We start from the raw sequence: 26,928 nt of genomic DNA, 5'->3' as shown, positions 1-26,928 counted from the left end.
CCGCGCACCCATCGGCGTCCAAGTATCGTGACGGTGCCGAAGTCGGCCCGGTGCCTGCTGGTATCGCGAGAACGGCGAGCGGGGCATGAGGACGGAGAGGACGCCGGATGCAGGGGTTAGTACTGCAGCTGACGCGCGCCGGCTTCCTGCTGTTGTTGTGGCTGTTCATCTGGTCGGTGCTGCGCATCCTGCGCAACGACATCTACGCACCCACCGGCGCGGTGATGGTCCGCCGGGGCCTGGCACTGCGCGGTGCGCTGCTGCCCTCCCGCCAGCAGCGGCATGCCGCCCGCTATCTGGTGGTGACCGAGGGAGCCCTGGCCGGAACCCGGATCACGCTGGGCACCCAGCCGGTGCTGATCGGCCGCGCCGATGACTCGACGCTGGTGCTGACCGACGATTACTCGTCCACCCGGCACGCCCGGCTGTCGCCGCGCGGTTCCGAGTGGTACGTGGAAGACCTAGGATCGACCAACGGCACATACCTCGACAGGGCGAAGGTGACGACGGCAGTACGCGTTCCGATTGGCACGCCGATTCACATCGGCAAGACGGTGATCGAGCTGCGCCCGTGACCCTCGTCCTCCGCTATGCCGCCCGCAGTGACCGCGGCCTGGTGCGCGCCAACAACGAAGACTCCGTCTACGCCGGCGCCCGGCTGCTCGCCCTGGCCGACGGGATGGGCGGACACGCCGCCGGTGAGGTGGCCTCCCAGCTCGTGATCGCCGCGCTGGCGCACCTCGACGACGACGAGCCGGGCGGCGACCTGCTGAGCAAGCTCGACGGTGCGGTGCGTGAGGGCAATTCGGCCATCGCCGCGCACGTCGAGATGGAGCCCGAGCTCGAAGGCATGGGCACCACCCTGACCGCAATCCTGTTCGCGGGCAACCGACTTGGGCTCGTCCACATCGGCGACTCGCGCGGCTACCTGCTCCGCGACGGCGAACTGACGCAGATCACCAAGGACGACACCTTTGTGCAGACCCTCGTCGACGAGGGCCGCATCACCGCCGAGGAGGCCCACAGCCACCCGCAGCGCTCACTGATCATGCGTGCGCTCACCGGGCACGAGGTCGAGCCGACGCTCATCATGCGGGAAGCCAAGGAAGGCGACCGCTACCTGCTGTGCTCCGACGGCCTGTCCGACCCGGTGAGCCAGGAGACGATCCTGGAAGCCCTGCAGATCGAGGACGTCGCCGAAAGCGCCGACCGCCTCATCGAACTGGCGCTGCGCGGCGGCGGACCGGACAACGTCACCGTGGTGGTCGCCGATGTCGTCGACCACGACTACGGTGGGCAGACTCAACCGATCCTGGCCGGTGCCGTCTCCGGCGACGACGACAACGTCGCACCACCCAACACTGCCGCCGGGCGCGCCTCTGCCTTCAACCCCCGCCCGGCGCCCGCCAAGCGGGTGGTGGCCGAGCCGGAACCTCCACCGAAACCACGCTCGCGCCGGCGGATGATCATCGCCGTCGCGCTGATCCTTCTGGTCGTCCTCGCCGGGCTGGCAGTAGGCCGCCAGATCATTCGCAGCAACTACTACGTCAGTGCCTACAACGGCACGGTGGCGATCATGCGCGGGATTCAGGGCTCGTTTCTGAGCTATCCGCTGCAGGAGCCGTACCTGCTGGGCTGCCTCAACGACCGAAATGAGCTGTCGCAGATCAGTTATGGCCAGGCCACGAACTCGCTCGGCTGCCAGCTGATGCGGTTGCAGGATCTGCGTCCCTCGGAGCGCGCACAGGTCTCGGCCGGGCTGCCGGCCGGCAGCCTCGACGACGCGATCGGGCAGCTGCGGGAGCTCGCCCACTCCTCGGTGCTGCCGCCGTGCGCACCGCCTCCGACCAGTACACCGGCGCCCACCCCGGCTCCGCCCGCCACTCCGACTCCGACTCCGACTCCGGCTCCGAGCGCACCTCCCGCGCCGGGGCCGGCGCCCGTTCCCACCCCGGCAGCGACATCGGCGCCGGCACCTGGCCCGTCGCCGAGCGCGGCTCCGGCACCCGCCCCCGCGCCGACCCCCGCTCCGACTGAAAGCGGCACGGCCCCAACGACTTCCGGCACCCCGGTGCCGCCTCCGAGCCCGTCGCCGACGGTGACGCAGCTGCCCGCAGCGCCGCAGAAGCCGGGCACCGACTGCCGGGCGGCGGCATGAGCACCCAGCCTCAAGCACCCGTCACGCTGGCGCCGGTGACACCGACCCGCCGCAACGCCGAACTGGCGCTGCTGTGCTTCGCCACCTTCATCACCGTGGTCGCCCTGCTGATCGTCGAGGCGAACCAGGAGCAGGGCATCAGTTGGGATCTGGCCAGCTCGACGCTGGCCTTCCTCACACTGTTCGTCTGCGCGCACCTGGCCATCCGGCGGTTCGCCCCCTACGCCGACCCGGTGCTGCTGCCAGTTGTCGCACTGCTCAACGGACTTGGCCTGGTGATGATTCACCGTCTCGATCTGATCGGCGGTGCGATCGCCCCGCAGCGGGGGCCCAGCGAAGAGCAGCAGATGCTGTGGACCCTCGTCGGCGTGCTCGGCTTCTCCCTGGTCGTGGTGTTCCTCAAAGACCACCGCATCCTGGCCCGCTACGGGTACACCTGCGGTCTGGTCGGCCTTGTCCTGCTGGCGATCCCGGCGTTCCTGCCCGCCCATTTCTCCGAGACCAACGGCGCCAAGATCTGGATCCGCTTCCCCGGCTTCAGTATTCAGCCGGCCGAGTTCTCCAAGATCCTGTTGTTGATCTTCTTCGCCGCTGTGTTGGTGGCCAAGCGCGACCTGTTCACCAGTGCCGGCAAGCATTTCCTCGGCACCGACGTGCCCCGCCCGCGGGACCTGGCCCCGCTGCTGGTGGCCTGGATCGTCTCCGTCGGCGTGATGGTCTTCGAAAAGGATTTGGGCACTTCTCTTCTGCTGTACGCCTCGTTCCTGGTGATGGTCTACATCGCCACCGAGCGGTTCAGCTGGGTGGTCATCGGTCTGACGCTGTTCGCCGCGGGCAGTGTGTTGGCGTACTACCTCTTCGGCCACGTGCGGGTGCGGGTGCAGACCTGGCTGGACCCGTTCGGTGATCCCGAAGGCACCGGTTACCAGATGGTGCAGTCGCAGTTCAGTTTTGCCACCGGAGGCATCTTCGGTACCGGTCTGGGCAACGGTCAGCCGGGCACCGTGCCCGCCGCCTCGACCGACTTCATCATCGCCGCGGTCGGTGAGGAACTGGGCCTGGTCGGGCTGGCCGGGGTGCTGATGCTCTACACGATCGTGATCGTGCGGGGGCTGCGCACGGCCATCGCCGTGCGCGACAGCTTCGGCAAGCTGCTGGCCGCCGGGCTGGCCTCGACGCTGGCGATCCAGCTGTTCATCGTCGTCGGCGGTGTCACCGGGTTGATCCCGCTGACCGGCCTGACCACACCGTGGATGTCCTACGGCGGTTCGTCGTTGGTCGCCAACTACCTTCTGCTGGCCATCTTGGTGAAGATCTCGCACGCCGCGCGGCGTCCGATCATCACCAACCCGCACTCCTCGATCGCGTCGTCGAGCACCGAGGTGATCGAGCGCGTATGAACACCTCCCTGCGCCGCATTTCGGTGATGATCATGGCGTTGATCGTGCTGCTGTTGTTCAACGCGACGATCACCCAGGTCTTCCGTGCCGACGGCCTGCGCGCCGACCCGCGCAACCAGCGGGTGCTGCTCGACGAGTATTCGCGCCAGCGCGGCCAGATCACCGCGGGCGGACAGCTACTCGCCTATTCGGTGTCCACCAACGGCCACTACCGGTTCCTGCGTGTGTACCCGAATCCGTATGTGTACGCACCGATTACGGGCTTCTATTCGCTGCGCTACTCCAGCACCGGCCTCGAGCGGGCCGAAGACGGCATCCTCAACGGCTCCGACCAACGGCTGTTCGGCCGCCGGCTGGCCGACTTCTTCACCGGCCGCGACCCCCGCGGCGGCAACGTCGACACCACGATCGTGCCGCGCATCCAGCAAGCGGCGTGGGAGGCCATGCAGCGCGGCTGCAACGGCGGGTGCCGCGGCTCGGTGGTGGCGCTGGAGCCGTCCACCGGGAAGATCCTGGCGATGGTGTCGTCGCCGTCGTACGACCCCAACTTGCTGGCCACCCACGACACCGAGGAACAGGGCAATGCCTGGCAGCAGCTGCGTGACGATCCCGGTTCGCCCCTGACCAACCGGGCCATCGCCGAGACCTTCCCGCCCGGGTCGACGTTCAAGGTGATCACCACCGCGGCCGCACTCCAGAACGGCGTGACCGACAACGATCAGCTCACCAGCGCCCCGCAGATCCAGTTGCCCAACAGCACGGCGACGTTGGAGAACTACGGCGGCACGCCATGCGGCAGCGCTCCCACCGCGTCGCTGCGGGAGGCGTTCGCCCGCTCCTGCAATACCGCGTTCGTCGAATTGGGTATGCGGGTGGGTGCTGACGCCCTGCGCAACACCGCGCAGGCGTTCGGGTTCGACAACCCACCAGCGCCGATCCCGTTGGAGGTGGCGGAGTCGACCATCGGCCCGATCTCCGACGCCGCCGCCCTGGGGATGTCGAGCATGGGCCAGAAAGACGTGGCGGTGACACCTTTGCAGAACGCGTTGGTGGCGGCGACGATCGCCAATTCCGGTGTGATGATGCAGCCCTACCTGGTGGACAGCCTCAAGGGCCCCGATCTGTCCAACATCAGCACGGCGGCGCCCGCCCAACAGCGGCGTGCCGTATCGACGCAGGTCGCGGCTAAACTTACGGATTTGATGATCGGCGCCGAACAGATGACCCAGCAGAAAGGGGCGATCCCCGGCGTGCAGATCGCATCCAAGACCGGCACCGCCGAGCACGGTACCGACCCCCGCAACACCCCACCGCATGCCTGGTACATCGCCTTCGCCCCAGCACAGAGCCCCAAAGTGGCCGTCGCCGTGCTGATCGAAAACGGCGGCGACCGGTTGAACGCCACCGGCGGTGCGCTGGCCGCCCCGGTCGGCCGCGCGACGATCGCCGCAGCCTTACAGGGGGCGTCATGAGTCCCCGCGTAGGAGTGACGCTGTCCGGTCGGTACCGGCTGCAGCGGCTGATCGCGACTGGCGGCATGGGCCAGGTCTGGGAGGCCGTCGACAGCCGGCTGGGCCGCCGGGTCGCGGTGAAGGTGCTCAAGCAGGAGTTCTCGTCGGACCCCGAATTCGTCGAGCGGTTCCGCGCCGAGGCGCGCACCGTCGCGATGCTGAACCACCCCGGGATCGCCGCCGTGCACGACTACGGCGAGACCGACATGGACGGCGAGGGTCGCACCGCCTACCTAGTGATGGAACTCATCAACGGCGAGCCGCTGAACTCGGTGATCAAGCGCACCGGACGGCTGTCCCTGCGGCACGCCCTGGACATGCTCGAGCAGACCGGCCGCGCGCTGCAGGTGGCACACGCCGCCGGCCTGGTGCACCGCGACGTCAAGCCCGGCAACATCCTCATCACGCCGACCGGTCAGGTGAAGCTCACCGACTTCGGTATCGCCAAAGCCGTCGACGCCGCCCCGGTCACCCAGACCGGAATGGTGATGGGCACCGCCCAATACATCGCCCCCGAGCAGGCCCTGGGCCACGACGCCACCGCCGCCAGTGACGTGTACTCGCTGGGAGTTGTTGGCTACGAAGCGGTTTCGGGTAAGCGGCCATTCATTGGCGATGGCGCGCTGACGGTCGCGATGAAGCACATCAAGGAGACGCCGGCCCCGCTGCCGGCCGACCTGCCGCCCAACGTGCGTGAACTGATCGAGATCACCCTGGTGAAGAACCCGGGCATGCGCTACCGCAACGGCGGGCAGTTCGCCGACGCGGTGGCCGCCGTGCGGGCGGGCCGCCGTCCACCCCGACCGAACTCGGCGCCCACCATCCGCGCCACCCCGGCGTCGATTCCGGGCAGCTCACCGCGCCTGCCCGCGGCCCCCGCCACCGGGACCCGGCCCCGCGCCAACACCGGCAGCCATCGTCCGCCGCCGCCGCGTCGTACGTTCTCCTCGGGTCAGCGGGCGCTGCTCTGGGCCGCCGGAGTGCTGGGCGCCCTGGCGATCATCAGCGCCATCCTGATCGTGCTGGCCGACAAAGACCGCAAGGACAACAAACCTGTGGAGCAGACGGTCACCGACACCGTCACCCCCACCAGCCAGGCCGCACCGTCGGGTTGGACGGATCACCACATCGCCGGTAATCCTGGAGGGCAGATCGGGGTACCCCGATACAGCGCTGCGAGCGTGGCTATTGCTGTCCTGCCCGAGGCTGTTCCCACCGACGAGAAACCGCGATGACCACCCCACAGCACCTGTCCGACCGTTATGAGCTGGGCGAGATCATCGGCTTCGGCGGCATGTCCGAGGTGCACATGGCCCGCGACACCCGCCTGCATCGGGACGTCGCGGTCAAGGTGCTGCGCGCCGACCTGGCCCGCGACCCCAGCTTCTATCTGCGGTTCCGCCGCGAGGCGCAGAACGCCGCCGCGCTGAACCACCCTGCAATCGTCGCCGTCTATGACACCGGTGAGGCCGAGACGGCCAACGGTCCGCTGCCCTACATCGTGATGGAGTACGTCGACGGGGTCACCCTGCGCGACATTGTCCACACCGACGGGCCGATCCCGCCCCGGCGCGCGATCGAGATCATCGCCGACGCCTGCCAGGCGCTGAACTTCAGCCACCAGCACGGCATCATCCACCGCGACGTCAAGCCGGCGAACATCATGATCTCCAAGACCGGCGCGGTGAAGGTGATGGACTTCGGCATCGCCCGTGCCCTGGCCGACGCCGGCAACAGCGTCACCCAGACCGCCGCGGTGATCGGCACCGCCCAGTATCTGTCGCCGGAGCAGGCCCGCGGCGAGCCGGTCGACGCGCGCTCCGATGTCTACTCGCTGGGTTGCGTGCTCTACGAGATCCTGACCGGCGAACCGCCGTTCGTCGGGGATTCGCCGGTTGCGGTGGCCTACCAGCACGTCCGCGAGGATCCGGTGCCGCCGTCGCAGAAGCATTCGGGCATCTCCCCGGAGCTCGACGCGGTGGTGCTCAAGGCGCTGGCCAAGAACCCGGACAACCGCTATCAGAGCGCCGCCGAGATGCGCACCGACCTGGTGCGGGTGCACAACGGCGAAGCGCCCGAAGCACCCAAGGTGCTCAGCGCCGCCGAGCGCACCTCGCTGCTCAACTCGGCGCCGTCGGTGCCCACCCGTGGCGACGACACCGACGAGATCCCGCGACAGGGAGCGCTCGTCGAGAACGATCGGGCCGGCGGGTCGATCGGCCGCTGGCTGATCGTCGTCGCGGTGCTGGCCGTCCTGACCGTCGTGGTAACCATCGGGATCAACATGGTCAGCGGCAACCCGCGCAATCTGCAGGTGCCCGACGTGCGCGGGCAGTCGCAGCAGGATGCGGTGGTGACCCTGCAAAACAAGGGCTTCAAGATCCGCACCAACACCAAGCCCGACAACACCGTTCCTCCCGAGAAGGTGATCGATACCGACCCCGCGGCCAACTCGAAGGCCAGCGCCGGGGACGAAATCCTGATCAACGTCTCGACCGGACCCGATCAGCGCGAGGTGCCCGACTGCGCGACGCTGTCGGCCGGCGACTGCATCCAGAAGCTCAAGGCCGCCGGGTTCAGCAAGTTCAAGCAGACCACCTCCGCGTCCAAGCCTGAGGACAAGGACAAAGTGGTGTCGACCGTCCCGCCCGCCAACCAGCTGTCGGCGGTGACCAACGAGATCACGATCGTCATCGGTAATGGGCCGCAGACCGCCGAGGTTCCGGTGGTGGCGGGGCAGACTGTCGACGTCGCCGGACAGATCCTCAAGGCATCGGGCTTCCTGAACACGCTGCCGGTCCCGACCGACAGCACCGAGCCGTCCGGTCAGGTGGTCGGCACCGATCCGCCGAACGGGCAGGTCGTCCCGCAAGACACCGCCATCCAGATCAAGGTGTCGAAGGGCAATCAGTTCGTCATGCCGGATCTGCGGGGCATGTTCTGGACGGACGCCGAGCCGCGGCTGAGGGGTCTGGGCTGGACCGGAGGGTTGGACAAGGGCGGCGACGTCCAGAACAGCGGCCAGCCGTCCCACGCTGTCGTGTCGCAAAGCCCGTCTGCGGGCAGCGCAGTGAACTTTGGCGCGACGATCACGCTCAGCTTTGCGTCGTAGATAGCTCGGGCTGCCCGCCGATGGCGTGCCGGACGGTGTCGGCGACCTCTTGCTCGAGCCGACGCACCAGCGACTCCTCGGGCGCCTGCCCGCAGTAGCCCAGCCAGTTGGCGAGCATCCGGTGGCCGCCTTCGGTGAGGATCGACTCCGGGTGGAACTGGACGCCGTGGATCGGCAGCTCGACGTGCCGCACACCCATCACGACGCCGCCCTCGGTGCGCGCGGTCACCTCGAGCTCGGCCGGCATGGTCTCCGGCAGGATCGTCAGCGAGTGATAGCGCGTCGCGGTGAATGGGTCCGGAAGTCCGTGCAGCACACCAATATTCGTGTGGTACACGGTGCTGGTCTTGCCGTGCAGCAGCTCGGGCGCGCGGTCGACCGTCCCGCCGAACGCGACGCCGATTGCTTGATGACCCAGGCACACACCGAGTAGCGGGGTGCCCGTGTCGGCGCACGCGCGAACCAGGGGGATCGACGCGCCGGCACGTTCCGGTGTGCCCGGGCCGGGGCTCAGCAGGATCCCGTCAAACTCGTCGGCGACCTTGCGTTCGTCGGCCAGGCGCTCGTCGTCGTTGCGCCAGACCTGCGCGTCCACCCCGAGCTGGCCCAGATACTGGACGAGGTTGAACACGAAGCTGTCGTAATTGTCGACGACCAAAACCTGCATCAGGCCAATTTACCTGGGGTGGTGCAGGTCAGTAGCCCACCGGACCCGCGGGCTGGGCGTAGCGCATCCGTACGGGCTCGGTGTAGCCGGCGACTTGAACGTCATCGCGGACCTGCTCGCTGTAGCCCAGGCCGAACCGCACCACGTACTGCTTGTACAGCGTGACCAGGGGAGCGGTGGCCAGCGCCGCCTGCATCGCGGGCGCGTTGCCGATCGCGGTGATCGTGTACGGCGGGCTGTAGGTACGGCCGTTGAGCAGCAGGGTGTTGCCGACGCAGCGTGGCGCCGACGTACCGATGATGCGCTGGTCCTGCATCTGGATCGCCTCGGCACCGGCGCTCCACAGCGCGTTGAGCACGGCCTGGATGTCCTGCTGATGCACCACCAGATCGTCGGGGGAGGCGTCCCGGGGGAAGCGCCCGTTGGCGTCGCGCTGGGCGTCGGACAGCGTGACGACGAGACCGGCACCGTGCACCGGGTTCAGCCCGACAGCGGCGGCCAGTTCGTCGGCGCGGGCCTGCATGGCCGCCAATGCCGTGCCGGCCCCACCGCCATGCGTGGCGTCGATCTGAGAAGCCAGTGCATCCCGCTGAGCGCTCAGCCGATCCACCGACTTCTGCGCGTCGTGGACCAGGTCGACCAGCCGGGGTGAGTCGCTGCGACGGATCTCGCTACCACCGGAGACACCATGGGTAGCGGCCAGCAGAACGCCCGCCAGCAGGCACACCACCGGCACGCCGATCCGCCACGGCGAGCGCCTGGCACCCGTCGTCGCTGCCGCCGGAATTGTCGGGTCACGGCGCCGCTGCGTTAATCTCATAAGCGATCTGCGCACCATCGTCGCAGAAGATCCCGGCCCGAAGGTACCCATGCCCAAGTCCAAGGTTCGCAAGAAGAACGACTTCACGATCAATCCGGTGAGCCGCACTCCGGTGAAGGTGAAGGCCGGACCGTCGAGCGTGTGGTTCGTGGTGCTGTTCATCAGCCTGATGCTGATCGGGCTGGCCTGGCTGCTGGTGTTCCAGCTGGCGGCGTCCGGTTATGACGTCCCGAGCGCGTTGCAGTGGATGGCCAAACTCGGTCCGTGGAACTACGCGATCGCGTTCGGCTTCATGATCACAGGGTTGTTGCTGACGATGCGGTGGCGCTGAACGGCCGCGACCACCTTAGTGGATCCATGCTGTGCAAACTCCGTTTTGAGGCTGGCAACCTCCTGGTCACCCAATCACACGCGTGTGATTCATCCCCATTGTTGATAGCACTTGTGGATAACTGCATTGGCCACGGTAGAGGTGCTGAAGGACCCTATGCAGCAAACTGAATGGGCGCCGAAAACTGCCGCTGTCGCAGCTCTGGGGATCGCTGCGATTCTGATGGCAATCGTCTGTGTGACCGTCATCACAGATGCGCCCGGCCGCATCCTCACCGGGATTGCTGCGGTGGGACTGGCCGCGTTCGCGATCGGATCATGGCGAGCAAGACCCCGGCTGGCTATCACCGGTGACGCGCTGGTCTACCGCGGGTGGTTCCGGACGCAGACGTTGCGGCACGCCGACATCACGCTGATCCGGATCACCGAGTTCCGCCGCATCGGCCGCAAGATGCGTTTATTGGAGATCGACACGACCGCTGACCGGCTGATCGTCCTTAGCCGCTGGGACCTCGGGACCGACCCGGTGGACGTTCTGGACGCGCTGACCGACGCGGGGTTCGCGGGGCGGTAGGCACACCGTTCAAACAGAACTGAGAGCGAAAATTCCGAGGAATCGTCGCTCTCAGTTCTGACTGAACGCCCGAATCAGGAGATGGTGATCGACTCGATCACGACATCGTCGGTGGGCCGGTCGTTGCGATCGGTGGCCGTGGTGGCGATCGCGTCGACGACCTTCTGCGACTCGGGGTCGACGACCTCACCGAAGATCGTGTGCCGGCGGTTCAGGTGCGGCGTCTTGCCGACCGTGATGAAGAACTGCGAGCCGTTCGTGCCGGGGCCGGCATTGGCCATCGCCAGCAGGTACGGCTTGTCGAACTGCAGCTCAGGATGGAACTCGTCGGCGAACTTGTAGCCCGGGCCGCCGCGGCCGGTGCCGGTCGGGTCGCCACCCTGGATCATGAATCCGTCGATGACGCGGTGGAAGACGGCGCCGTCGTAGAAAGGGCCCGAGGTGCTGCCCGACGCGTTCTGCGTGGAGTACTCCTTGGTGCCCTGGGCCAGACCAACGAAGTTGGCGACGGTCTTGGGGGCATGGTTACCGAACAGGGCGATCTTGATGTCGCCGCGGTTCGTGTGCAGGGTCGCTGTTGCGGTTGCGATGTCGCTCGTCACGGGTTCTGAGTCTGCCACTAGCGTCGTGTGACCGATCCCGCGGCCACCCTTCGAGCGCTGTGGCAGTGTTGGAGCCACCAACGCACCACCAGTCCCGGGAGGACCAGATGGGCCGCAGAAGTGAACCCAAGCTCACGTCGCGCGAGCGGCTGAACCGCGGATTGCACTACACCGCCGTCGGTCCGGTGGACATCACCCGCGGGGTCGTCGGCATCACCGCACACTCGGCGGAATCGGCAGCCGGCGCGATCAAGCGCCGCGCGCGCGACGCTCGCGAGATGCGGGAGGAACTGACCAAGGAGGCCGAGGCGGTCAAGCAGGTCGTCGCGGAATTGCCTCAGCTGCTCGAGGAGGCGCGAAAGTCGCAGCACCGCCGGCGTCGGCGGCTGTTCGTCTTCGGCTTCCTCGGACTGGCAGGCGTGGGTGGGGCGATCGCGTTCGTGATCGCTCGGCGCTCGTCGGCGCCCGAGCCGTCTCCGCTGCCGCCCAGTGTCGAGGTTTCGCCCAAGATTTGAAATATGCGAAACACGGAAAAGGCCCGGCGTAGATAACGTTAGCGAACGCCGGAAGTCGCAAATTCACGGGCTTTTCGTGGAATTTGCGGTCGGCGGCACTGAGATGCGCAAACGCCCGGCCGGAGCCGGCCGGATCTGCGGATTTGCTGATGAATCAAAAGGTGCCTGCGTTAAGCCCGAAACAGCTCCCGGAAACCGCTGTTGGGGTGCATGATGTCGATATGGGTTGGGGGGGTCTGTCCCGCAGGAAAGTGAAGTGCGGGATTTGCAGTCATGAGCAGACGCTCTTCGTCGACCGGGACACCTTCACCTGTCGACGATGCAAGAAGACGTTGCCGCAGCGCCTGGCTCTTCCGATCGGGAACTGACACGCGCATCGCCGCCACCCCCGTGGTGTGCGACTGAGCTCAGTTGCCGGGCAACACCATCAATCGCCAATCTTTGGAGTGCTCCCGATCCGGTGCGAGGTTGCTCTGGGTATACCGATGCCCGTGCAGAGCAGGTTACGTACGCTCAACGGTGAGTCTTGCGGCACCCCTGCAGCGCAGCTCCCCTCAAGCAACTAGGCAGATCTTCGATATCGACCCTGAGCGAGATGCCTTCCCGCTCAAGCGCTTCTGAATTACGCCTAGTGGGGACTGAGGCAATGGATCAGTGTCGGCTGCCAGGTGAATGGGACCACTTCAGAGCTGGTTTTGCCATGAGCATGGGACCACCTGTTTGCCATTGATGGGACCACCTGGCTGGCTGGTTTACCAGTTATGGGACCACCCCGGCGTGGCGTGGGTTCTTCCGGTTGTTGGGCCGCTGTATTGACCCAATGAGCTACCGGGAGGTATCGGTGATCGAGATCGTGGAAATGCTGCGGCTGTGGCTGCAGGGATTGGGGTTGCGGGAGGTGGCCCGGCTCTCGGGCATCGACCGCAAAACGGTGCGACGCTACGTCGACCGAGCCCGTGCCAGCGGGCTGGACCGTGACGGCGGGCCTGATCAGCTCACCGATGAGTTGATCGGCGCGGTAATTGCCGGGGTGCGTCCGCACCGGCCGGCCGGCAAGAGCCTGGCGTGGGAGACGATCGCTGCAGAGCATGAGCAGATCAAGGGCTGGCTCAAAGACGGATTGACGCTGACCAAGATCCACACGCTGCTGGGGCGCCGCGGTGTGGTGGTGTCGTATCGGACGCTGAATCGTTACGCCACAACGGAATTGGATTTCGGCCGGCGTCAAGCCACGGTGCCGGTGGCCGATTGCGAACCGGGTGCGGAGGTGCAGGTCGACTTCGGTCGCCTCGGGATGCTCACCGACGCCGCCGATGGCCGGCGCCGAGTCGTGCAGGGATTGATCTTCACCGCGGTGTATTCGCGGCACATGTTCGTCTGGCCCACCTACCGCCAGAGTTTGGCCGAGGTGATCGCCGGGTTCGAAGCGGCGTGGGTGTTCTTCGGCGGAGTGTTCGCGGTGGTGATCCCCGACAACATGAAAGCCATCGTCACCACCGCGCACGCGACCGAGCCCCGGCTCAACGACTCCTTCCGTGAGTACGCGCAGGCGCGGGGGTTCGCCGTCGACCCGGCGCGGGTCCGCAGCCCCAAAGACAAGCCGCGGGTGGAACGCATGGTGTCCTACGTGCGGTCGAATTTCTATGCCGGAGAAGCATTCCGGGATCTCGACGACTGCCGCAACCGCGCCGAGCTGTGGTGTTCAGACATCGCCGGGCTGCGCATCCACGGCACCACCCGCCTGCGCCCGGCAGAGGTGTTCGCCGCCGATGAGTTGCCCGCACTCAAGCCCGTGCCTGAGACGGTGTTCGACGTTCCAGTCTGGACGCACCCCAAGGTGGCACCCGACCGCCACGTGCAGGTGGCCAAGGCGCTCTACAGCGTGCCCGGAGAGCTGGTCGGCAAGCGCATCGAGGCCCGCGCTGATGCACACACGGTCAAGCTCTACTGGCGCGGTGAGCTGATCAAGGTGCACCCGGTCACGGCCCCGGGCCGCCGACACACCGATCCGGCTGACCTTCCCTCGGAGGTGTCGGTCTATGCCATGCGGGATCTGGATGCCCTGCAGCGCAAAGCTGCCGCCCAGGGCACCCATGTCGGCGTCTACGCCGCCGCCGTGCTCGAACACCCGTTGCCGTGGACCAAGATGCGTCAGGTCTACCGGCTGCTGGGGCTGGTGCGCCGCCACGGCCCCGACGCTGTTGACGACGCGTGCCGGCGCGCCCTGGACGCCGAGGTAATCGATGTCGGGCTGATCGAGCGGATCCTGACCCGCGGGGGCGGTGAACAACTACCCCTGATACCCACACCGCCCGGGGCGGCGTCGCGGTTCGTCCGCGACGGCTCGGATTTCGCGGTGCGCAGGCCCTCATGAGCACCCAACGTCCCGACACCAGCCCGGCGGTCAAACCGATCGAAGTCTCCGCTGAACTCAAAGCCCTGATGCGCCGCCTCAAGCTCGGCCAATTGCTCGACACGCTGCCCGAGCGGTTGGCGCTGGCCCGCACCAACCGGCTGCCCCATCACGACTTCCTGGAATTGTTGTTCGCCGATGAGGTCACCCGCCGTGACCGCGAATCCGCGGCCCGCCGCGCCAAGGCCGCCCACCTCGACCCGGCGATGCAGCTCCAAGCCTGGGACGACTCCGCCGCCGTGGCGTTCGATCAACAGTTGTGGGCCGAGCTGACCTCACTGCGATTCCTCGCCGATGCCTACAACGTGCTCGTCATGGGGCCGGTCGGAGTGGGAAAGACGTTCCTGGCCAACGCCTTAGGGCACATCGCCGTACGCAAACATCACAGCGTGCACACCGAACGGGCCGACAAACTGTTCAAACGCCTACGCGGGGCACGCCTGGACGGCAGCTACGAAGACGAAATGCGCAAACTGCACCGCGTCGATCTACTCATCATCGACGACCTCGCGCTGCACCGCCTGGAGGCCACCGAGACCACCGACTTCTACGAGATCATCGTCGAACGCCACCGCGCCGCATCGACGGTGATCACCAGCAACCGCGAACCACCCGAGATCCTGACCATGATGGCCGACCCGCTGCTGGCCCAATCGGCGATGGACCGACTGCAATCCGCGGCCTACGAACTCGTCGTCGAAGGCGAGTCCTACCGGCAACGCCAGAAACCAGGGACACCAAAGCCGGCCCCTCCGACTTCGTCGGATTGACCGGCAACCACCCCTTCGGCCACTATCAACGCACGGCCTGTAACCGGAACAACCCGGTCCCATGCTCATGGCAAACCAGAGGTCCCATCACCCTGGCAGGCGACAATCAGTCAGTCAGGCGAACAAACTTGAATCGTTGTGGAGCCTAGGAGATTCGAACTCCTGACATCTGCCTTGCAAAGGCAGCGCTCTACCAACTGAGCTAAGGCCCCGAACTGTCTCAGTCCTCGAGGGTGTGCCAGATTTCGCCGCGGCGTTTGCGGATGATCGCCGCGCCCGCGACGAACACCGCCAGCAACAGTGCAATCCGCACGGGCGCCCTTCCCGATGACCAGGACATCGTGGGCCTAGGAGGACTCGAACCTCCGACCTCTTCGTTATCAGCGAAGCGCTCTAACCGCCTGAGCTATAGGCCCGTATTCACATACGACCGAGCGACGAGATTACCGCACCGGGGGCATTGCGCCCAAACCGGTGAACCGGCGCTAGTCGCGGTCGGCCAACGTGACCTCGATACCGCCGACGATGTCGGTGCTGAGGTTGTAGATGAACGCTCCGACGGTGGCCATCGCCGTCAGCAGCACGATGTTGACCAGACCGATCAGCGCCGCACCGCCAAAGATCGTCCCGCTCGACACCAGCTCACCGCCGCCACCGCTGGTGGCCGTCAACAGGTCACCCACGTTGCTGTTCAGCTTGCTCCAGACGCCCATGCCGCCGAGCACGAGATAGAGGAACGCCACCGCGATCATCCACACGAAGAACAGCGCCACCGACAGCAGCAGCGACACCTTGAGCGCGCTCCACGGATCGATGTGGCGGATCTGCATGCTCGCCCGCACCGGCCCGCGCGAACGACCCGCGGCCACCTGGATGCGAGAGGCTGCGCCAGTGGGTCGCGACGGCTGCTCCGGAGCAGGTTTGCGTTGCTGGGCCACCGGCTTTGGCGGGGCCGATCCGGACAGATCGGGTAGCTCGCTGGCGTAGCCCTCCGGGCGGACAGACTCGGTGCGCGGCTCCGGCCTCGGTTCGGGACGCGGCTCCGGGCGCACGGCCTCGGTGCGCGGCTCCGGCCGCTGCTCCGGCGGCGGGCCACCCGCGCCGGACAGATCGGGGGCCGCCGTGCCGCTGATGAACCGGTTCACCCGCTGCTCGATATTCGGCGGCGGACCCGCCGGCGGCGCCTGCCGAGGCTGTCCCTGTCCTTCGGGCGCCGGTCGCTGTGGTGCACCACCCTGCCGCGCTCGCGCGGCACCGCGCTGCCACGGCGGGGCCTCGCCTGCCCCACCGTTGGCACCCGGTCGGGTGCCGGCCCGCTCGGCCGAGCCGTTCCCGTTACCGGGACCCTCGCTCGGGCCGGGTTGACCCGGCTCGTTCGGTGCGCTCACCGCCACTCCTAACCTGTCGCCCCGCCGCGCTACGTCTCGTCGGATGTCTCGTCGGATTCAGGCTCCAGCCCGGGCACTTCGTCCGTGCTGTCCTGCTCCTCGGCATTGCGAGCGATGGCTAACAGTGTGTCGCCCTCACCCAGGTTCATCAAGCGAACGCCCTTTGTCTGGCGCCCGGCCTTGCGGACCTGACGGGCGGCGGTGCGAATGACACCCCCACCTGAGGTGATGGCGTACAACTCACTGTCTTCGTCGACCACCAATGCGCCCACCAGACTGCCACGCCGCCGGTCGTATTGAATGGTCAGGATGCCTTTACCGCCGCGTCCCTGGGTGGTGTACTCCTCGATCGCGGTCCGCTTGGCATATCCGCCGGCGGTCGCGACCAGCAGATACGTGCCTTCCCGCACCACGTTCAGCGAGAGCAGCCGGTCGTCTTCGTTGAAGCGCATGCCCTGCACGCCGGAGGTCGCGCGTCCCATCGGCCGCAACGCCTCGTCGGTGGCGGAGAAGCGGATCGACTGACCGTTGGCGCTGACCAGCAGCAGGTCGTCCTCCGCCGAGCACAGCACCGCGCCGACCAGTTCGTCGCCGTCGCGCAGGTTCACCGCGACGATGCCGCCCGACCGGTTGGAGTCGAAGTCGGTGAGCTTCGACTTCTTCACCAATCCGTTGCGGGTGGCCAGCACCAGATAGGGCGCGTCGTCGTAGCTCTTGATCTGGATGACCTGCGCGATGCGCTCCTCGGGCTGGAACGCCAGCAGGTTGGCGACGTGCTGGCCGCGCGCGGTTCGCGACGCCTCCGGCAGTTCGTACGCCTTGGCCCGGTACACCCGGCCCTGCGTGGTGAAGAACAGGATCCAGTCGTGGGTTGAGCTGACGAAGAAGTGCTTGACGATGTCGTCCTGCTTGAGGCCGGCGCCCTGCACCCCCTTACCGCCGCGTTTCTGGCTGCGATACAGGTCGGTCTTGGTCCGCTTGGCGTAGCCGGTTTCGGTGATGGTGACGACGACGTCCTCGCGGGCGATCAGATCCTCGTCGGACACCTCGCCGTCGCTGGCGACGATCCGGGTGCGACGGTCGTCGCCGTGCTTGTCGGCGAGCTCCTTGAGTTCGTCGCGGACAATCGCGCGCTGCCGCTCCGGCTTGGCCAGGATGTCTTCCAGGTCGGCGATTTCGGCCTCGATCTTGGCCAGATCGTCGACGATGCGCTGGCGCTCCAGGGCGGCCAGGCGACGTAGCTGCATGTCGAGGATGGCCTGGGCCTGGATCTCGTCGACGTCGAGCAGCTCCATCAAGCCCACGCGCGCGACATCGGCGCTCTCCGACGCGCGGATCAACGCGATGACCTCATCGAGAGCGTCGAGCGCCTTGACCAAACCGCGCAGGATGTGGGCGCGCTCGTTGGCCTTGCGCAACCGATACCTGGTGCGCCGCACGATCACATCGAGCTGATGGGCCACGTAGTAGCGGATCATCTGATCCAGGCGCAGCGTCCGCGGGACGCCGTCGACGATGGACAGCATGTTGGCACCGAAGCTGGTCTGCAGCTGGGTGTGCTTGTAGAGGTTGTTCAGCACCACCTTGGCCACCGCGTCGCGCTTGATCTCGACGACGATGCGCAGACCCACCCGGTCACTGGACTGATCTTCGATGTTGGAGATGCCAGTGAGCTTGCCGTCGCGAACCTGCTCGGCGATCGAGGTGATGAAGTTGTCGTGGTTGACCTGATACGGCAACTCGGTGATCACGATCGAGGTGCGGCCGCGCGAATCCTCTTCGATCTCAACGACACCGCGCATCCGGATCGAGCCGCGGCCCGTCGTGTACGCGTCGTGGATGCCCTGCGATCCGACGATCAGCCCGGAGGTGGGGAAGTCGGGGCCCTTGACCCGCTCGCAGACCGCGGCCAGCGTGGCCTCTTCGTCGGCCTCGTGGTTCTCCAGGCACCAGTAGACGGCCTCGGCCAGCTCGCGCAGGTTGTGCGGCGGGATGTTGGTGGCCATGCCGACGGCGATACCGCCGGATCCGTTGGCCAGCAGGTTGGGGAAGCGGCTCGGCAGAACGGTGGGCTCTTGCACCCGGCCGTCGTAGTTGGGGATGAAATCGACTGTCTCCTCGTCGATTTCACGCAGCATCTCCATGGCCAGCGGCGTCAGCCGGGCCTCGGTGTAACGCATGGCGGCCGCCGGGTCGTTGCCGGGCGAGCCGAAGTTGCCCTGTCCGTCGACCAGCGGGTAGCGCAGCGACCACGGTTGCGCCATGCGCACCAGGGTGTCGTAGATCGACGAATCACCGTGCGGGTGATAGTTACCCATCGTCTCGGCAACCGAGCGTGCGGACTTCGCGTGGCCGCGGTCGGGCCGGAACCCGGAGTCGAACATCGCGTAGAGCACGCGGCGGTGCACCGGCTTGAGGCCGTCGCGCACCTCGGGCAGCGCGCGCCCGACTATGACGCTCATCGCGTAGTCGATGTAGCTGCGCTGCATCTCCTGCTGGATGTCGACCGGTTCGATGCGGTCGCCGGCTTCGTCGCCGGGGGGCAGGGTGGTGTCAGTCATGTGAGTCCTCTGTTGTCCCTACGCGGGGTTAAACATCAAGAAAGCGAACGTCTTTGGCGTTGCGGGTGATGAAGCTGCGGCGTGCCTCGACGTCTTCGCCCATCAGGATCGAGAACAGCTCGTCGGCTGCGGCGGCATCGTCGAGGGTGACCTGACGCAGCACCCGGACCGACGGATCCATGGTGGTCTCCCACAGCTCCTTGGCGTCCATCTCACCCAGACCCTTGTAGCGCTGGATGCCGTCATCGACGTTGATCTTCTTGCCTGCGGCCTTACCCGCCTCCAGCAGACCGTCGCGTTCCCGGTCGGAGTAGGCGAACTCCGGCTCGGCGCGCTGCCACTTCAGCTTGTACAGCGGCGGCTGCGCCAAGAAGATGTGCCCGTTTTCCACCAGCGGCTTCATGAACCGGAACAACAGCGTCAGCAGCAGCGTCGAAATGTGTTGTCCGTCAACGTCGGCGTCGGCCATCAACACGATTTTGTGGTAGCGCAGCTTCTCGATGTCGAACTCGTCGTGGATACCGGTGCCCAGCGCGGTGATGATGGCCTGGACTTCGGTGTTCTTCAGCACCCGGTCGATCCGTGCCTTCTCGACGTTGATGATCTTGCCGCGCAGCGGCAGGATCGCCTGGAACATCGAGTCACGGCCGCTCTTGGCCGAGCCGCCGGCCGAATCACCCTCCACCACATACAGTTCCGACAACCGCGGGTCGGTGGAGCGGCAATCGGCGAGCTTGCCCGGCAGGCCGCCGATATCGGTTGCACTCTTGCGGCGCACCAGCTCTCGCGCCTTGCGGGCGGCGATGCGAGCCTGCGCCGAGGAGACCGCCTTGTTCACCACGGTCTTGGCTTCGGTCGGGTTGGCCTCGAACCAATGGGTGAGCTGCTCGTTGCAGATCTTCTGCACGAACGACTTCACTTCGGTATTACCGAGTTTCGTCTTGGTCTGGCCCTCGAACTGCGGCTGGGACACCTTCACCGAGATCACCGCGGCCAATCCCTCGCGGATGTCGTCGCCGGTGAGGTTGGGGTCCTTGTCCTTGAGCAGCTTCTTGTCTTTGGCGTACTTGTTCACCACGGTGGTCAGCGCGGCGCGGAAGCCCTCTTCGTGGGTGCCGCCCTCGTGGGTGTTGATCGTGTTGGCGAAGGTGTGCACCGACTCCGAATAGCCGGCGTTCCACTGCATCGCGATCTCGACCTCGTGGCCGTCGCCCTTGCCGTCGAAGTCGATGACGCTGGGCTGGATCGCGTTCTTGGTCCGGTTGATGTGCTTGACGAAATCGACCAGGCCACCGGGGTAGTGGAAGACCCGGTGCTTGACCTTGTGCGGCGCGACCGCCTCGGCGGCCTTCTCCTCCGCCGATTTCGGGGCTTCGGCCGTATCGCTGACGACCTCGTCGACGACCTGCTCGGCGGTGACCCGCTCGTCGGTCAATTCGATGGTCAGGCCCTTGTTGAGGAAGGCCATCTCCTGCAACCGGCGGGCGATCGTCTCGAAGTCGTACGTCGTGGTCTCGAAAATGTCGGGATCGGCCCAGAACCGGATGGTGGTACCGGTCTTCTTGGTCTTCTCACCCTGGCGCAGAGTGCCGGGGACCGACTTGTCGTAGGTCTGGAACCACTCGTAGCCGTCGGTGCGGACATCGGCTTCGAGCCGGCTCGACAACGCGTTCACCACCGAGACGCCCACACCGTGCAGACCGCCGGACACCTGGTAGGCGCCCTCTTCGAACTTGCCGCCGGCGTGCAGCACGGTCATGACCACATCGATGGTGGGGATACCGGTGGCATGCATCGCGACGGGGATACCGCGGCCGTCGTCGGTGACCTCAACGCCGCCGTCCTCCAGAATTCGCACCGTCACCTTGGTGGCGAACCCCGCCATCGCCTCGTCGACCGAGTTGTCGACAACCTCCCAGACGAGATGGTGGAGACCTCGTTCACCGGTCGAGCCGATGTACATGCCGGGACGCTTGCGGACCGCCTCCAAGCCTTCGAGGACTTTGATCGAGTCGGCACCGTACTGTTCTTTGGCAGCCACTAGCGGAACGCTCTCCTTGGGGTTCGCAAGCGCACGGTTCACCGACCGCGCGCGGGTCTTGTCCAGTCTACCGGTTAGTGCGTTCCGGACTGATTCTGCGGCGGCGTTTCTGCACACCTAGTTGCGCCGTGCACGGAATTTCTCGGATCGGCATACGTGATGACGCTTGACGCGCTAATAGGCGAGCGTCTCGTGGCCGTCAGCGGACTGTGGTAGAGACCTCAGCCGTAGGTGTCCCGTGGCCCGCGCCCGGAGATGTGCAGCGGACCCTTCCGCCACGACGGAGCCACCGGACCGGTGATCTTCAGCGACTTCACCACCCCGTCGCCGACCGCGGCCGCGATTTTGGCCAGCAACTGCGATTGCACCATCCGCAACTGGGTCGCCCACGCCGTCGATTCGGCGGTCACGCTCAACACCCCGTCGCGCAGGTTCGTCGGTTCGGCATGCTCGGCGATCTGCTCACCGACCACCGTCGCCCACTGCGCGAACACCGCGCCCTCGGCCACCCGGCCCGTCCAGCCGCGGGATTTGGCCAGGTCATTGGCCGCCGTCCCGAGCGTCTGGGGATCACGGCGATCCGGCCCGGGCCCCGACCAGGTGCGGCGGTTCCCCCGCTCGGCACTGCGCCGGGCGCCGGGGGAGCGACCACCGCGACCGACTTCCTTACCCTGGCTGCGCGCTGCGCCTCGGGCCTCCTCCAGCGCGCGACGCACCAGGTCCATTCCGGCCAGGTTCGCCAGGTGCTCGGGCGGGCCGGCCGGCTCCTCGTCGGATTCGGTCACGGTGTCACCACCTCCGACATCCTGCCGCTGTCTCCGTCACGTAACGAAATGCCGATACGGGTGGCATCCCAGTCGGCCGGGATGTCTTCACCGACGGCGGCGGTGATCAGCACCTGCTCCGCGTCGGCCGCAACACCGGCCAGTGCCCGCCGCCGCGAGTTGTCCAGTTCGGCGAACACATCGTCGAGAATGAGCACCGGTTCGCTGCCCTCGGTGCGCAGGAGTTCATAGGACGCCAGCCGCAATGCCAGTGCCATGGACCAGGATTCGCCGTGACTGGCGAAACCCTTGGCCGGCTGGTCACCAAGTCGCAGGTCCAGGTCGTCGCGGTGCGGCCCGACGAGGCACATGCCGCGTTCCAGTTCGGCGCCGCGGCGCGCGGCCAGTCCCGCCAGTAGCGCGGCTTCCAGGTAGTCGACGTCGTGACCCGAGTCCGGCTCTTCGAGGACACTGCTGCGGTAGCTGATCGCCGCCGGACGCGATGCCGGCGCCAGCAGTTGATAAGCCTTTTCCACCTCGGGTGCCAGCAGATTGACCAATTCGATCCGGGCCGCCATCAACTGCGCGCCGTGCGCGGCCAGGTGACCGTCCCACACGTCGAGGGTCTCCAGAACCCCGGAGTCACCCCGAAACCGCGCTCCCGCAGCGGATTTCAGCAATGCGGTGCGCTGCTTGAGCACCTTGTCGTAGTCGGCGCGGATCGCAGCCACCCGCGGACGCCGCACCGAGGCCAGTTCATCGAGGTAGCGCCGGCGTTCGCCCGGGTCGCCGCGAACCAGAGCGAGATCCTCCGGTGCGAACAGCACGGCGCGCACCGCGCCGAGGATTTCGCGGGTGCTTCGGACCGGGGATCGATTCAACCGTGCCTTGTTGGCGCGGCCCGCCGCGATCTCCAGATCGACGGCTAGTTCCCGGCCCTCGTTGACGACGATCGTCGATACCACGGCACGATCCGCGCCGGCCCGGATCAGCGGGGCGTCGGTGGCAACCCGGTGTGATCCGAGAGTGGCGCAATACCAGAGTGCTTCAACGAGATTGGTTTTGCCGAACCCATTGGGTCCGACGAATACCGTTCTGCCCGGCGCCAATTCGAGATCGACGCTTTCCCACGACCGGAAGTCGCGGAGCGCCAGGTGCCGGACATACATCGGAGCTGGCTATCCCGATACCGAAACCCGCTTGACCGCGTGGCCACCGAACTGATTACGCAGCGCCGAAACAGCTTTCATCGTCGGCGAATCCTCTTGCCGCGACGCGAAACGGGCGAACAACGACGCCGCGATCACCGGCATCGGCACCCGATGACGGATCGCCTCTTCGACGGTCCAACGGCCTTCACCGGAATCCTCGGTGTAGCCCGAGATCGCATCGAAGCCGGGATCCTCGGCTAGCGCCTTGGCCAACAGCTGCTGCAACCACGACCGCACGACGGTGCCGTTGGTCCAGGCCTGGATCACCGCCTGGGTGTCCTTGATCAACGGTTCGGCGGCCAACAACTCGTAACCTTCGGCGTACGCCATCATCAACCCGTATTCGATGCCGTTGTGCACCATTTTGGCGTAGTGACCCGCACCGACCGGGCCGGCATGCACGAAACCGTCGGCCAGATCTCCCGGCGGCCGCAGCGTCTCGAAGATCGGCATCACCCGCGCGACATCGTCGTCACTGCCGCCGACCATCAGGCCGTAGCCTTCCTCCAGACCCCAGATGCCACCTGACACACCGGCGTCAACGAACGAAATGCCTTTTGCACCAAGCAGTTCCGCGTGCGGACCGTCCTCGGTGTATTTGGAGTTACCGCCGTCGACGACCAGGTCACCGGGGCTGAGAACTTGCGCGAGCTCGTTGATGGTGTCATCGGTGATCGGACCCGACGGCACCATCACCCACACCACCCGCGGAGCATCGAGCGCTTCGGCCAGCCCCGCCAGAGACGGAACATCCGTCACCTCGGGTCTGGGGTCGTACCCGATGACTTCATGTCCGCCGTCGCGCAACCGCTGGCGCATGTTGAAGCCCATCTTGCCCAGACCGACCAAACCCAGCTGCATGACTGCCTCTCTACGTCGGGGGACCCGGTCAGCCGGGAAGCCGGACCGGCATCAACAGGTATACGTAGTCGGTTTGAACGGCGGGGAACGGTCCGGTGCCATCCACTTGTTCTTCCCCATTTGCCGGCCGTAACACCGCCGGCCTGCTGGGCGTGGTGAAGCCGAACGTCACCCGGTCCGAGTGCAGCGAGCCGAGACCGTCGGTCAGGTAGGTGGGGTTGAACGCGATCGTCAGTGGCTCACCGGCGAATTCGACGGGCAGATCCTCCTCGGCGCGTCCGACATCGTCGGCACCGGCGGACAGATGCAGCACCCCATCGCCGAATTCCATCCGGACCTGCGCACCGCGATCGGCGACCAGTGCCACACGTTTGATGGCATCGGTCAGCTCGCCGACCCCGATCGTGGCCATGGCTGTGTGCTCGGCGGGCAGCAGCTGGCGGAACTTCGGGAACTCCGCGTCGAGCAGACGGGTCGTGCTGCGCTTGCCACCACTGCGAATGCCCAGCAGGCCTTCCTTGCCGACAGCGGACCCGGCCCCCAAGGCCAGATGCACCTCGGAACCGGACGTCCCCGCCTTCGCGGCTTCGGCCAGCGTTTTGGCCGGCACCAACACCGCGGCTTCCAGGCTGGGGGAGGACGTCGACCAGGTCAGTTCCCGCACGGCCAACCGGAATCGGTCGGTGGCCGCCAAAACCACTGTCTCACCGGAAATCTCCACCCGGATGCCGGTCAGCATCGGCAGGGTGTCGTCGCGGCCGGCCGCCACCGCGACCTGGCCGATCGCCTCGCCGAACAGATCGGCGGAGATGACACCGGTCTCCTCCGGCAGTTCCGGCAGCGCCGGGTAGTCCTCGACCGCCATCGTCGGCAGCGAGAATCGGGCACTTCCGCAGCTCAACGCCACCCGGGTACCTTCGACGCTGACGTCGACCGGCTTGGCCGGCAGCGCCCTGGTGATGTCGGACAACAACCGCCCAGACACCAAAACGCTTCCCGGAGAAGCGATTTCGGCGGGAACTCGCACCTCCGCCGACACTTCGTAGTCGAAGCCGGAGATCGTCAAGCCCTCGTCGGTGCCGGTGAGCAGCACGCCGGCCAGGACCGGAACGGTCGGCCGGGTCGGAAGGTTACGGGCAACCCAGGCCACCGCATCGGCGAAGTCCTCCCGCACCAGGCGGAACTTCAAGTCGGAGCCAACCGTCGTCGTTGCCACGTCTACCTAGTCCCTTCATCACCCAATAACCCCGACCAGCGTTCACCGCGTGCCGCAGCACGGATGAGCGTGATCTGTGAGCGACAGCCGCAGAACGGCAGTCAGAACAACAACCGTAGAGCGTCGGGCGCCATCTTGAAAGCTAATCGATCGGGGTGACACGAGCACCACCAGACCGAGCCGGAGGTCCTGTTGAGCGGCTACTCCCCAAGGCTGTCTTCAAAGAAGAAAATGGAAGAGAGTTAACGGCAATAGTAATAGGGCCTGTGCAACCTGTGGACTACAGCGCCGATTGCCTGCTCCGGCCGTGTGAGCGCATGTGCACCAGCTGTGCATGAACGCCGGCGAATCACAGGACCGGTGTGCACAGCCGATGGTTGTTCATTGTCATTCCGGTACTTCCACGACGATGTGAGCTGTTGTCCACAGCTGTGTGCACAAGCCGTGAGTGTGACGAGTGGTACGACAGTGGCCAAAGTTTTTTGGCGCGGATGACAGAAAAAGAGTGATTTCAGCGCTTGGAGCGCTGGCGGATCCGCGTGGTGAGTTCCTTGACGTGATCGAACACCTCACGCCGGTGGGCCATTTCACCGCGAATCTTCTTCTCCGCGTACATGACCGTGGTGTGATCGCGGCCGAATGCCTGCCCGATCTTGGGCAGTGACAGGTCGGTGAGCTCGCGACACAGATACATGGCGATCTGTCGCGATTGGGCCAGCGCGCGCGTCTTGCCGGGCCCGCGTAATTCCTCGACCGTGGTGTCGAAGTACTCGGCGGTGGCCGCCATGATCGCCGCGGTACTGATCTGCATCGTGCCGGCGTCGGCGATCAGATCCCGCAACACGATTTCGGCGAGTGCCTTGTCGATCGGCGTCTTGTTCAGCGATGCGAACGCCGTGACCCGGATGAGCGCACCTTCGAGCTCGCGAATATTGCGCTCGATGCTGCTGGCGATGAGTTCCAGGACGTCATCGGGAACATCAAGCCGCTCCATCTGCGCCTTCTTACGCAAGATGGCGATGCGGGTTTCCAGTTCCGGCGGCTGAACGTCGGTGATCAATCCCCACTCGAACCGGGTGCGCAACCGGTCCTCAAGTGTGGCCAGCTGTTTCGGCGGCCGGTCGGAGGAGATCACGATCTGCTTGTTGGCGTTGTGCAGCGTATTGAAGGTATGGAAGAACTCTTCCTGGATACCTTCCTTGCCCTCGATGAACTGGATGTCGTCGACCAGCAGCACATCGATGTCGCGGTAGCTGCGCTTGAACGCGACCTTGCGGTCGTCGCGCAGGGAGTTGATGAAGTCGTTGGTGAACTCTTCAGTCGAGACGTACTTCACCCGCATGCCCGGAAAGAGCCGCTGCGCATAGTTGCCGGCCGCATGGAGCAGGTGCGTCTTGCCCAGACCGGACTCACCCCAGATGAACAAAGGGTTGTACGCGCGGGCCGGGGCTTCGGCGATCGCCAGGGCGGCGGCATGTGCGAACCGATTGGAGGCACCGATGACGAAGGTGTCGAAGGTGTAGCGGCGGTTGAGGCTGATACCGGGTGCTTCGGCCGACGGGTTACTGCGCGGCCGCTCGATGAAATAGCTCGGCCACGTCTCGTGCGCACTGGCCAGTGCCTCGCGGTCCTCGTCGACCTCGTCGAGATCGGAGTCGACGACCGCGGGTTCGGCAGCGGCGGGCTCGTTCTCTTCCTCGATGGCCGGCGGGGCGATTCGCACCCCGAGCTCGACCCGCTGTCCGAGCCGACGGCTCAGAGCGTCGACGATCTGGGTTCGCAGATGACGTTCGATCTCGTTCTGAACGAAGCTGCTCGGCACCGACAGGAGTGCGAAGCCTTCGGCGATCGTGAGCGGTTGGACCAACTTGAGCCACGCGCGCTGTTGCGGAGTGAGCGGTGCGTCGCCGCCAGTGCCGTTACTGGGGCGCGAGTCCGCAGTTCCGTCGCCGTTGAGCTCGGCGACAACCGAACTCCACACCGTGGCGAACGCTGAACCGGGATCATCGGTCAA

General features: G+C 66.2%; 22 protein-coding genes and 2 tRNA genes. 11 read left to right on the top strand and 13 right to left on the bottom strand.

Translation table 11 applies throughout. The features are described 5' to 3' along the window. The first annotated feature begins 107 nt into the window (after positions 1-107). Genes K0O64_RS00120 through pknB form a run of 6 tightly spaced genes read left to right on the top strand, consistent with a single transcriptional unit; the run spans position 108 to position 8,181 of the window. Positions 108-575, top strand: coding sequence for an FHA domain-containing protein FhaB/FipA (locus tag K0O64_RS00120; RefSeq protein ID WP_071948319.1), 468 nt, complete (start codon positions 108-110; stop codon positions 573-575). Continuing rightward, complete coding sequence (locus K0O64_RS00115) at positions 572-2,158, top strand: PP2C family protein-serine/threonine phosphatase (protein ID WP_096309463.1); 1,587 nt, start codon at positions 572-574, stop codon at positions 2,156-2,158. Before K0O64_RS00120 ends, K0O64_RS00115 begins: the two co-directional genes overlap by 4 nt. After that, the gene (locus tag K0O64_RS00110; protein WP_096309462.1) at positions 2,155-3,558 is read left to right on the top strand and encodes a peptidoglycan glycosyltransferase RodA; all 1,404 of its coding nucleotides are present in this window, start codon (positions 2,155-2,157) and stop codon (positions 3,556-3,558) included. The genes K0O64_RS00115 and K0O64_RS00110 overlap by 4 nt, the downstream gene beginning before the upstream one ends. Beyond that, on the top strand, positions 3,555-5,030 hold the full coding sequence (gene pbpA / locus K0O64_RS00105; protein WP_096309461.1) for a D,D-transpeptidase PbpA: 1,476 nt from the start codon (positions 3,555-3,557) through the stop codon (positions 5,028-5,030). Before K0O64_RS00110 ends, pbpA begins: the two co-directional genes overlap by 4 nt. After that, positions 5,027-6,304 (top strand): serine/threonine-protein kinase, encoded by a 1,278-nt coding sequence (locus K0O64_RS00100; protein ID WP_071948323.1) that lies wholly within the window; start codon positions 5,027-5,029, stop codon positions 6,302-6,304. The genes pbpA and K0O64_RS00100 overlap by 4 nt, the downstream gene beginning before the upstream one ends. Further along, entirely contained in the window at positions 6,301-8,181 is a 1,881-nt protein-coding gene (pknB, locus tag K0O64_RS00095) for a Stk1 family PASTA domain-containing Ser/Thr kinase (protein WP_096309460.1), read from the top strand. The genes K0O64_RS00100 and pknB overlap by 4 nt, the downstream gene beginning before the upstream one ends. Here the strand turns inward: pknB and K0O64_RS00090 are convergent. Then, the gene (locus K0O64_RS00090; protein ID WP_096309459.1) at positions 8,165-8,848 is read right to left on the bottom strand and encodes an aminodeoxychorismate/anthranilate synthase component II; all 684 of its coding nucleotides are present in this window, start codon (positions 8,846-8,848) and stop codon (positions 8,165-8,167) included. The two genes, pknB and K0O64_RS00090, sit on opposite strands and share 17 nt — an antisense overlap. A 28-nt stretch (positions 8,849-8,876) precedes the next feature. After that, on the bottom strand, positions 8,877-9,668 hold the full coding sequence (locus K0O64_RS00085) for a DUF881 domain-containing protein (protein WP_096309458.1): 792 nt from the start codon (positions 9,666-9,668) through the stop codon (positions 8,877-8,879). 49 nt (positions 9,669-9,717) lie between these two features. Between K0O64_RS00085 and crgA the strand changes: the two genes are divergently transcribed. Then, positions 9,718-9,999 carry a cell division protein CrgA gene (crgA, locus tag K0O64_RS00080; RefSeq protein WP_071948327.1) on the top strand — a complete coding sequence of 94 codons (282 nt, stop codon included), beginning with the start codon at positions 9,718-9,720 and terminating at the stop codon, positions 9,997-9,999. A gap of 156 nt (positions 10,000-10,155) precedes the next feature. Beyond that, a complete protein-coding gene (locus K0O64_RS00075; RefSeq protein WP_096309457.1) occupies positions 10,156-10,572 on the top strand; it encodes a PH domain-containing protein in 417 nt (138 codons plus the stop codon). 74 nt (positions 10,573-10,646) lie between these two features. Here the strand turns inward: K0O64_RS00075 and K0O64_RS00070 are convergent, their stop codons facing one another. Beyond that, positions 10,647-11,192 carry a peptidylprolyl isomerase gene (locus tag K0O64_RS00070; protein WP_096309456.1) on the bottom strand — a complete coding sequence of 182 codons (546 nt, stop codon included), beginning with the start codon at positions 11,190-11,192 and terminating at the stop codon, positions 10,647-10,649. 89 nt (positions 11,193-11,281) lie between these two features. Here K0O64_RS00070 and cwsA point away from each other — a divergent pair, with 89 nt between their 5' ends. The 3 genes from cwsA (at position 11,282) to K0O64_RS00055 (ending at position 14,872) form a co-directional block, all read left to right on the top strand. Next, entirely contained in the window at positions 11,282-11,689 is a 408-nt protein-coding gene (cwsA, locus tag K0O64_RS00065) for a cell wall synthesis protein CwsA (protein ID WP_071948330.1), read from the top strand. Between the two features lie 820 nt (positions 11,690-12,509). Continuing rightward, positions 12,510-14,063: an IS21 family transposase gene (istA, locus tag K0O64_RS00060; RefSeq protein ID WP_071944019.1), complete on the top strand. Its 1,554-nt coding sequence runs from the start codon at positions 12,510-12,512 to the stop codon at positions 14,061-14,063. After that, positions 14,060-14,872 carry an ATP-binding protein gene (locus K0O64_RS00055; RefSeq protein WP_071944021.1) on the top strand — a complete coding sequence of 271 codons (813 nt, stop codon included), beginning with the start codon at positions 14,060-14,062 and terminating at the stop codon, positions 14,870-14,872. The genes istA and K0O64_RS00055 overlap by 4 nt, the downstream gene beginning before the upstream one ends. 139 nt (positions 14,873-15,011) lie before the next feature. Here K0O64_RS00055 and K0O64_RS00050 read toward each other — a convergent pair. The 10 genes from K0O64_RS00050 to dnaA form a co-directional block, all read right to left on the bottom strand. After that, positions 15,012-15,084 (bottom strand) — tRNA-Ala (locus K0O64_RS00050). Positions 15,085-15,214: 130 nt separating this feature from the next. Beyond that, positions 15,215-15,288, bottom strand: a tRNA-Ile gene (locus K0O64_RS00045). 69 nt (positions 15,289-15,357) lie between these two features. Then, entirely contained in the window at positions 15,358-16,260 is a 903-nt protein-coding gene (locus K0O64_RS00040) for a DUF3566 domain-containing protein (protein WP_096312620.1), read from the bottom strand. A gap of 29 nt (positions 16,261-16,289) precedes the next feature. Beyond that, positions 16,290-18,821, bottom strand: a complete 2,532-nt coding sequence (gene gyrA / locus K0O64_RS00035; RefSeq protein ID WP_096309455.1) for a DNA gyrase subunit A — start codon at positions 18,819-18,821, stop codon at positions 16,290-16,292. A gap of 28 nt (positions 18,822-18,849) precedes the next feature. Beyond that, complete coding sequence (gene gyrB / locus K0O64_RS00030; RefSeq protein WP_071948332.1) at positions 18,850-20,862, bottom strand: DNA topoisomerase (ATP-hydrolyzing) subunit B; 2,013 nt, start codon at positions 20,860-20,862, stop codon at positions 18,850-18,852. A gap of 221 nt (positions 20,863-21,083) precedes the next feature. Continuing rightward, entirely contained in the window at positions 21,084-21,647 is a 564-nt protein-coding gene (locus K0O64_RS00025; RefSeq protein WP_096309454.1) for a DUF721 family protein, read from the bottom strand. Then, complete coding sequence (recF, locus tag K0O64_RS00020; RefSeq protein ID WP_096309453.1) at positions 21,644-22,795, bottom strand: DNA replication/repair protein RecF; 1,152 nt, start codon at positions 22,793-22,795, stop codon at positions 21,644-21,646. The genes K0O64_RS00025 and recF overlap by 4 nt, the downstream gene beginning before the upstream one ends. A 9-nt stretch (positions 22,796-22,804) precedes the next feature. Further along, positions 22,805-23,698 (bottom strand): phosphogluconate dehydrogenase (NAD(+)-dependent, decarboxylating), encoded by an 894-nt coding sequence (gene gnd, locus K0O64_RS00015; RefSeq protein ID WP_071948335.1) that lies wholly within the window; start codon positions 23,696-23,698, stop codon positions 22,805-22,807. Positions 23,699-23,726: 28 nt separating this feature from the next. Continuing rightward, on the bottom strand, positions 23,727-24,914 hold the full coding sequence (dnaN, locus tag K0O64_RS00010; RefSeq protein ID WP_096309452.1) for a DNA polymerase III subunit beta: 1,188 nt from the start codon (positions 24,912-24,914) through the stop codon (positions 23,727-23,729). A gap of 511 nt (positions 24,915-25,425) precedes the next feature. Further along, complete coding sequence (gene dnaA / locus K0O64_RS00005; protein ID WP_071948337.1) at positions 25,426-26,928, bottom strand: chromosomal replication initiator protein DnaA; 1,503 nt, start codon at positions 26,926-26,928, stop codon at positions 25,426-25,428.

It is taken from the genome of Mycolicibacterium pallens (assembly GCF_019456675.1).
GTDB lineage: Bacteria > Actinomycetota > Actinomycetes > Mycobacteriales > Mycobacteriaceae > Mycobacterium > Mycobacterium crocinum.
The sequence above is the reverse complement of the archived record's forward strand: the minus strand, read 5'-3'. Positions and strand labels throughout refer to the sequence as shown.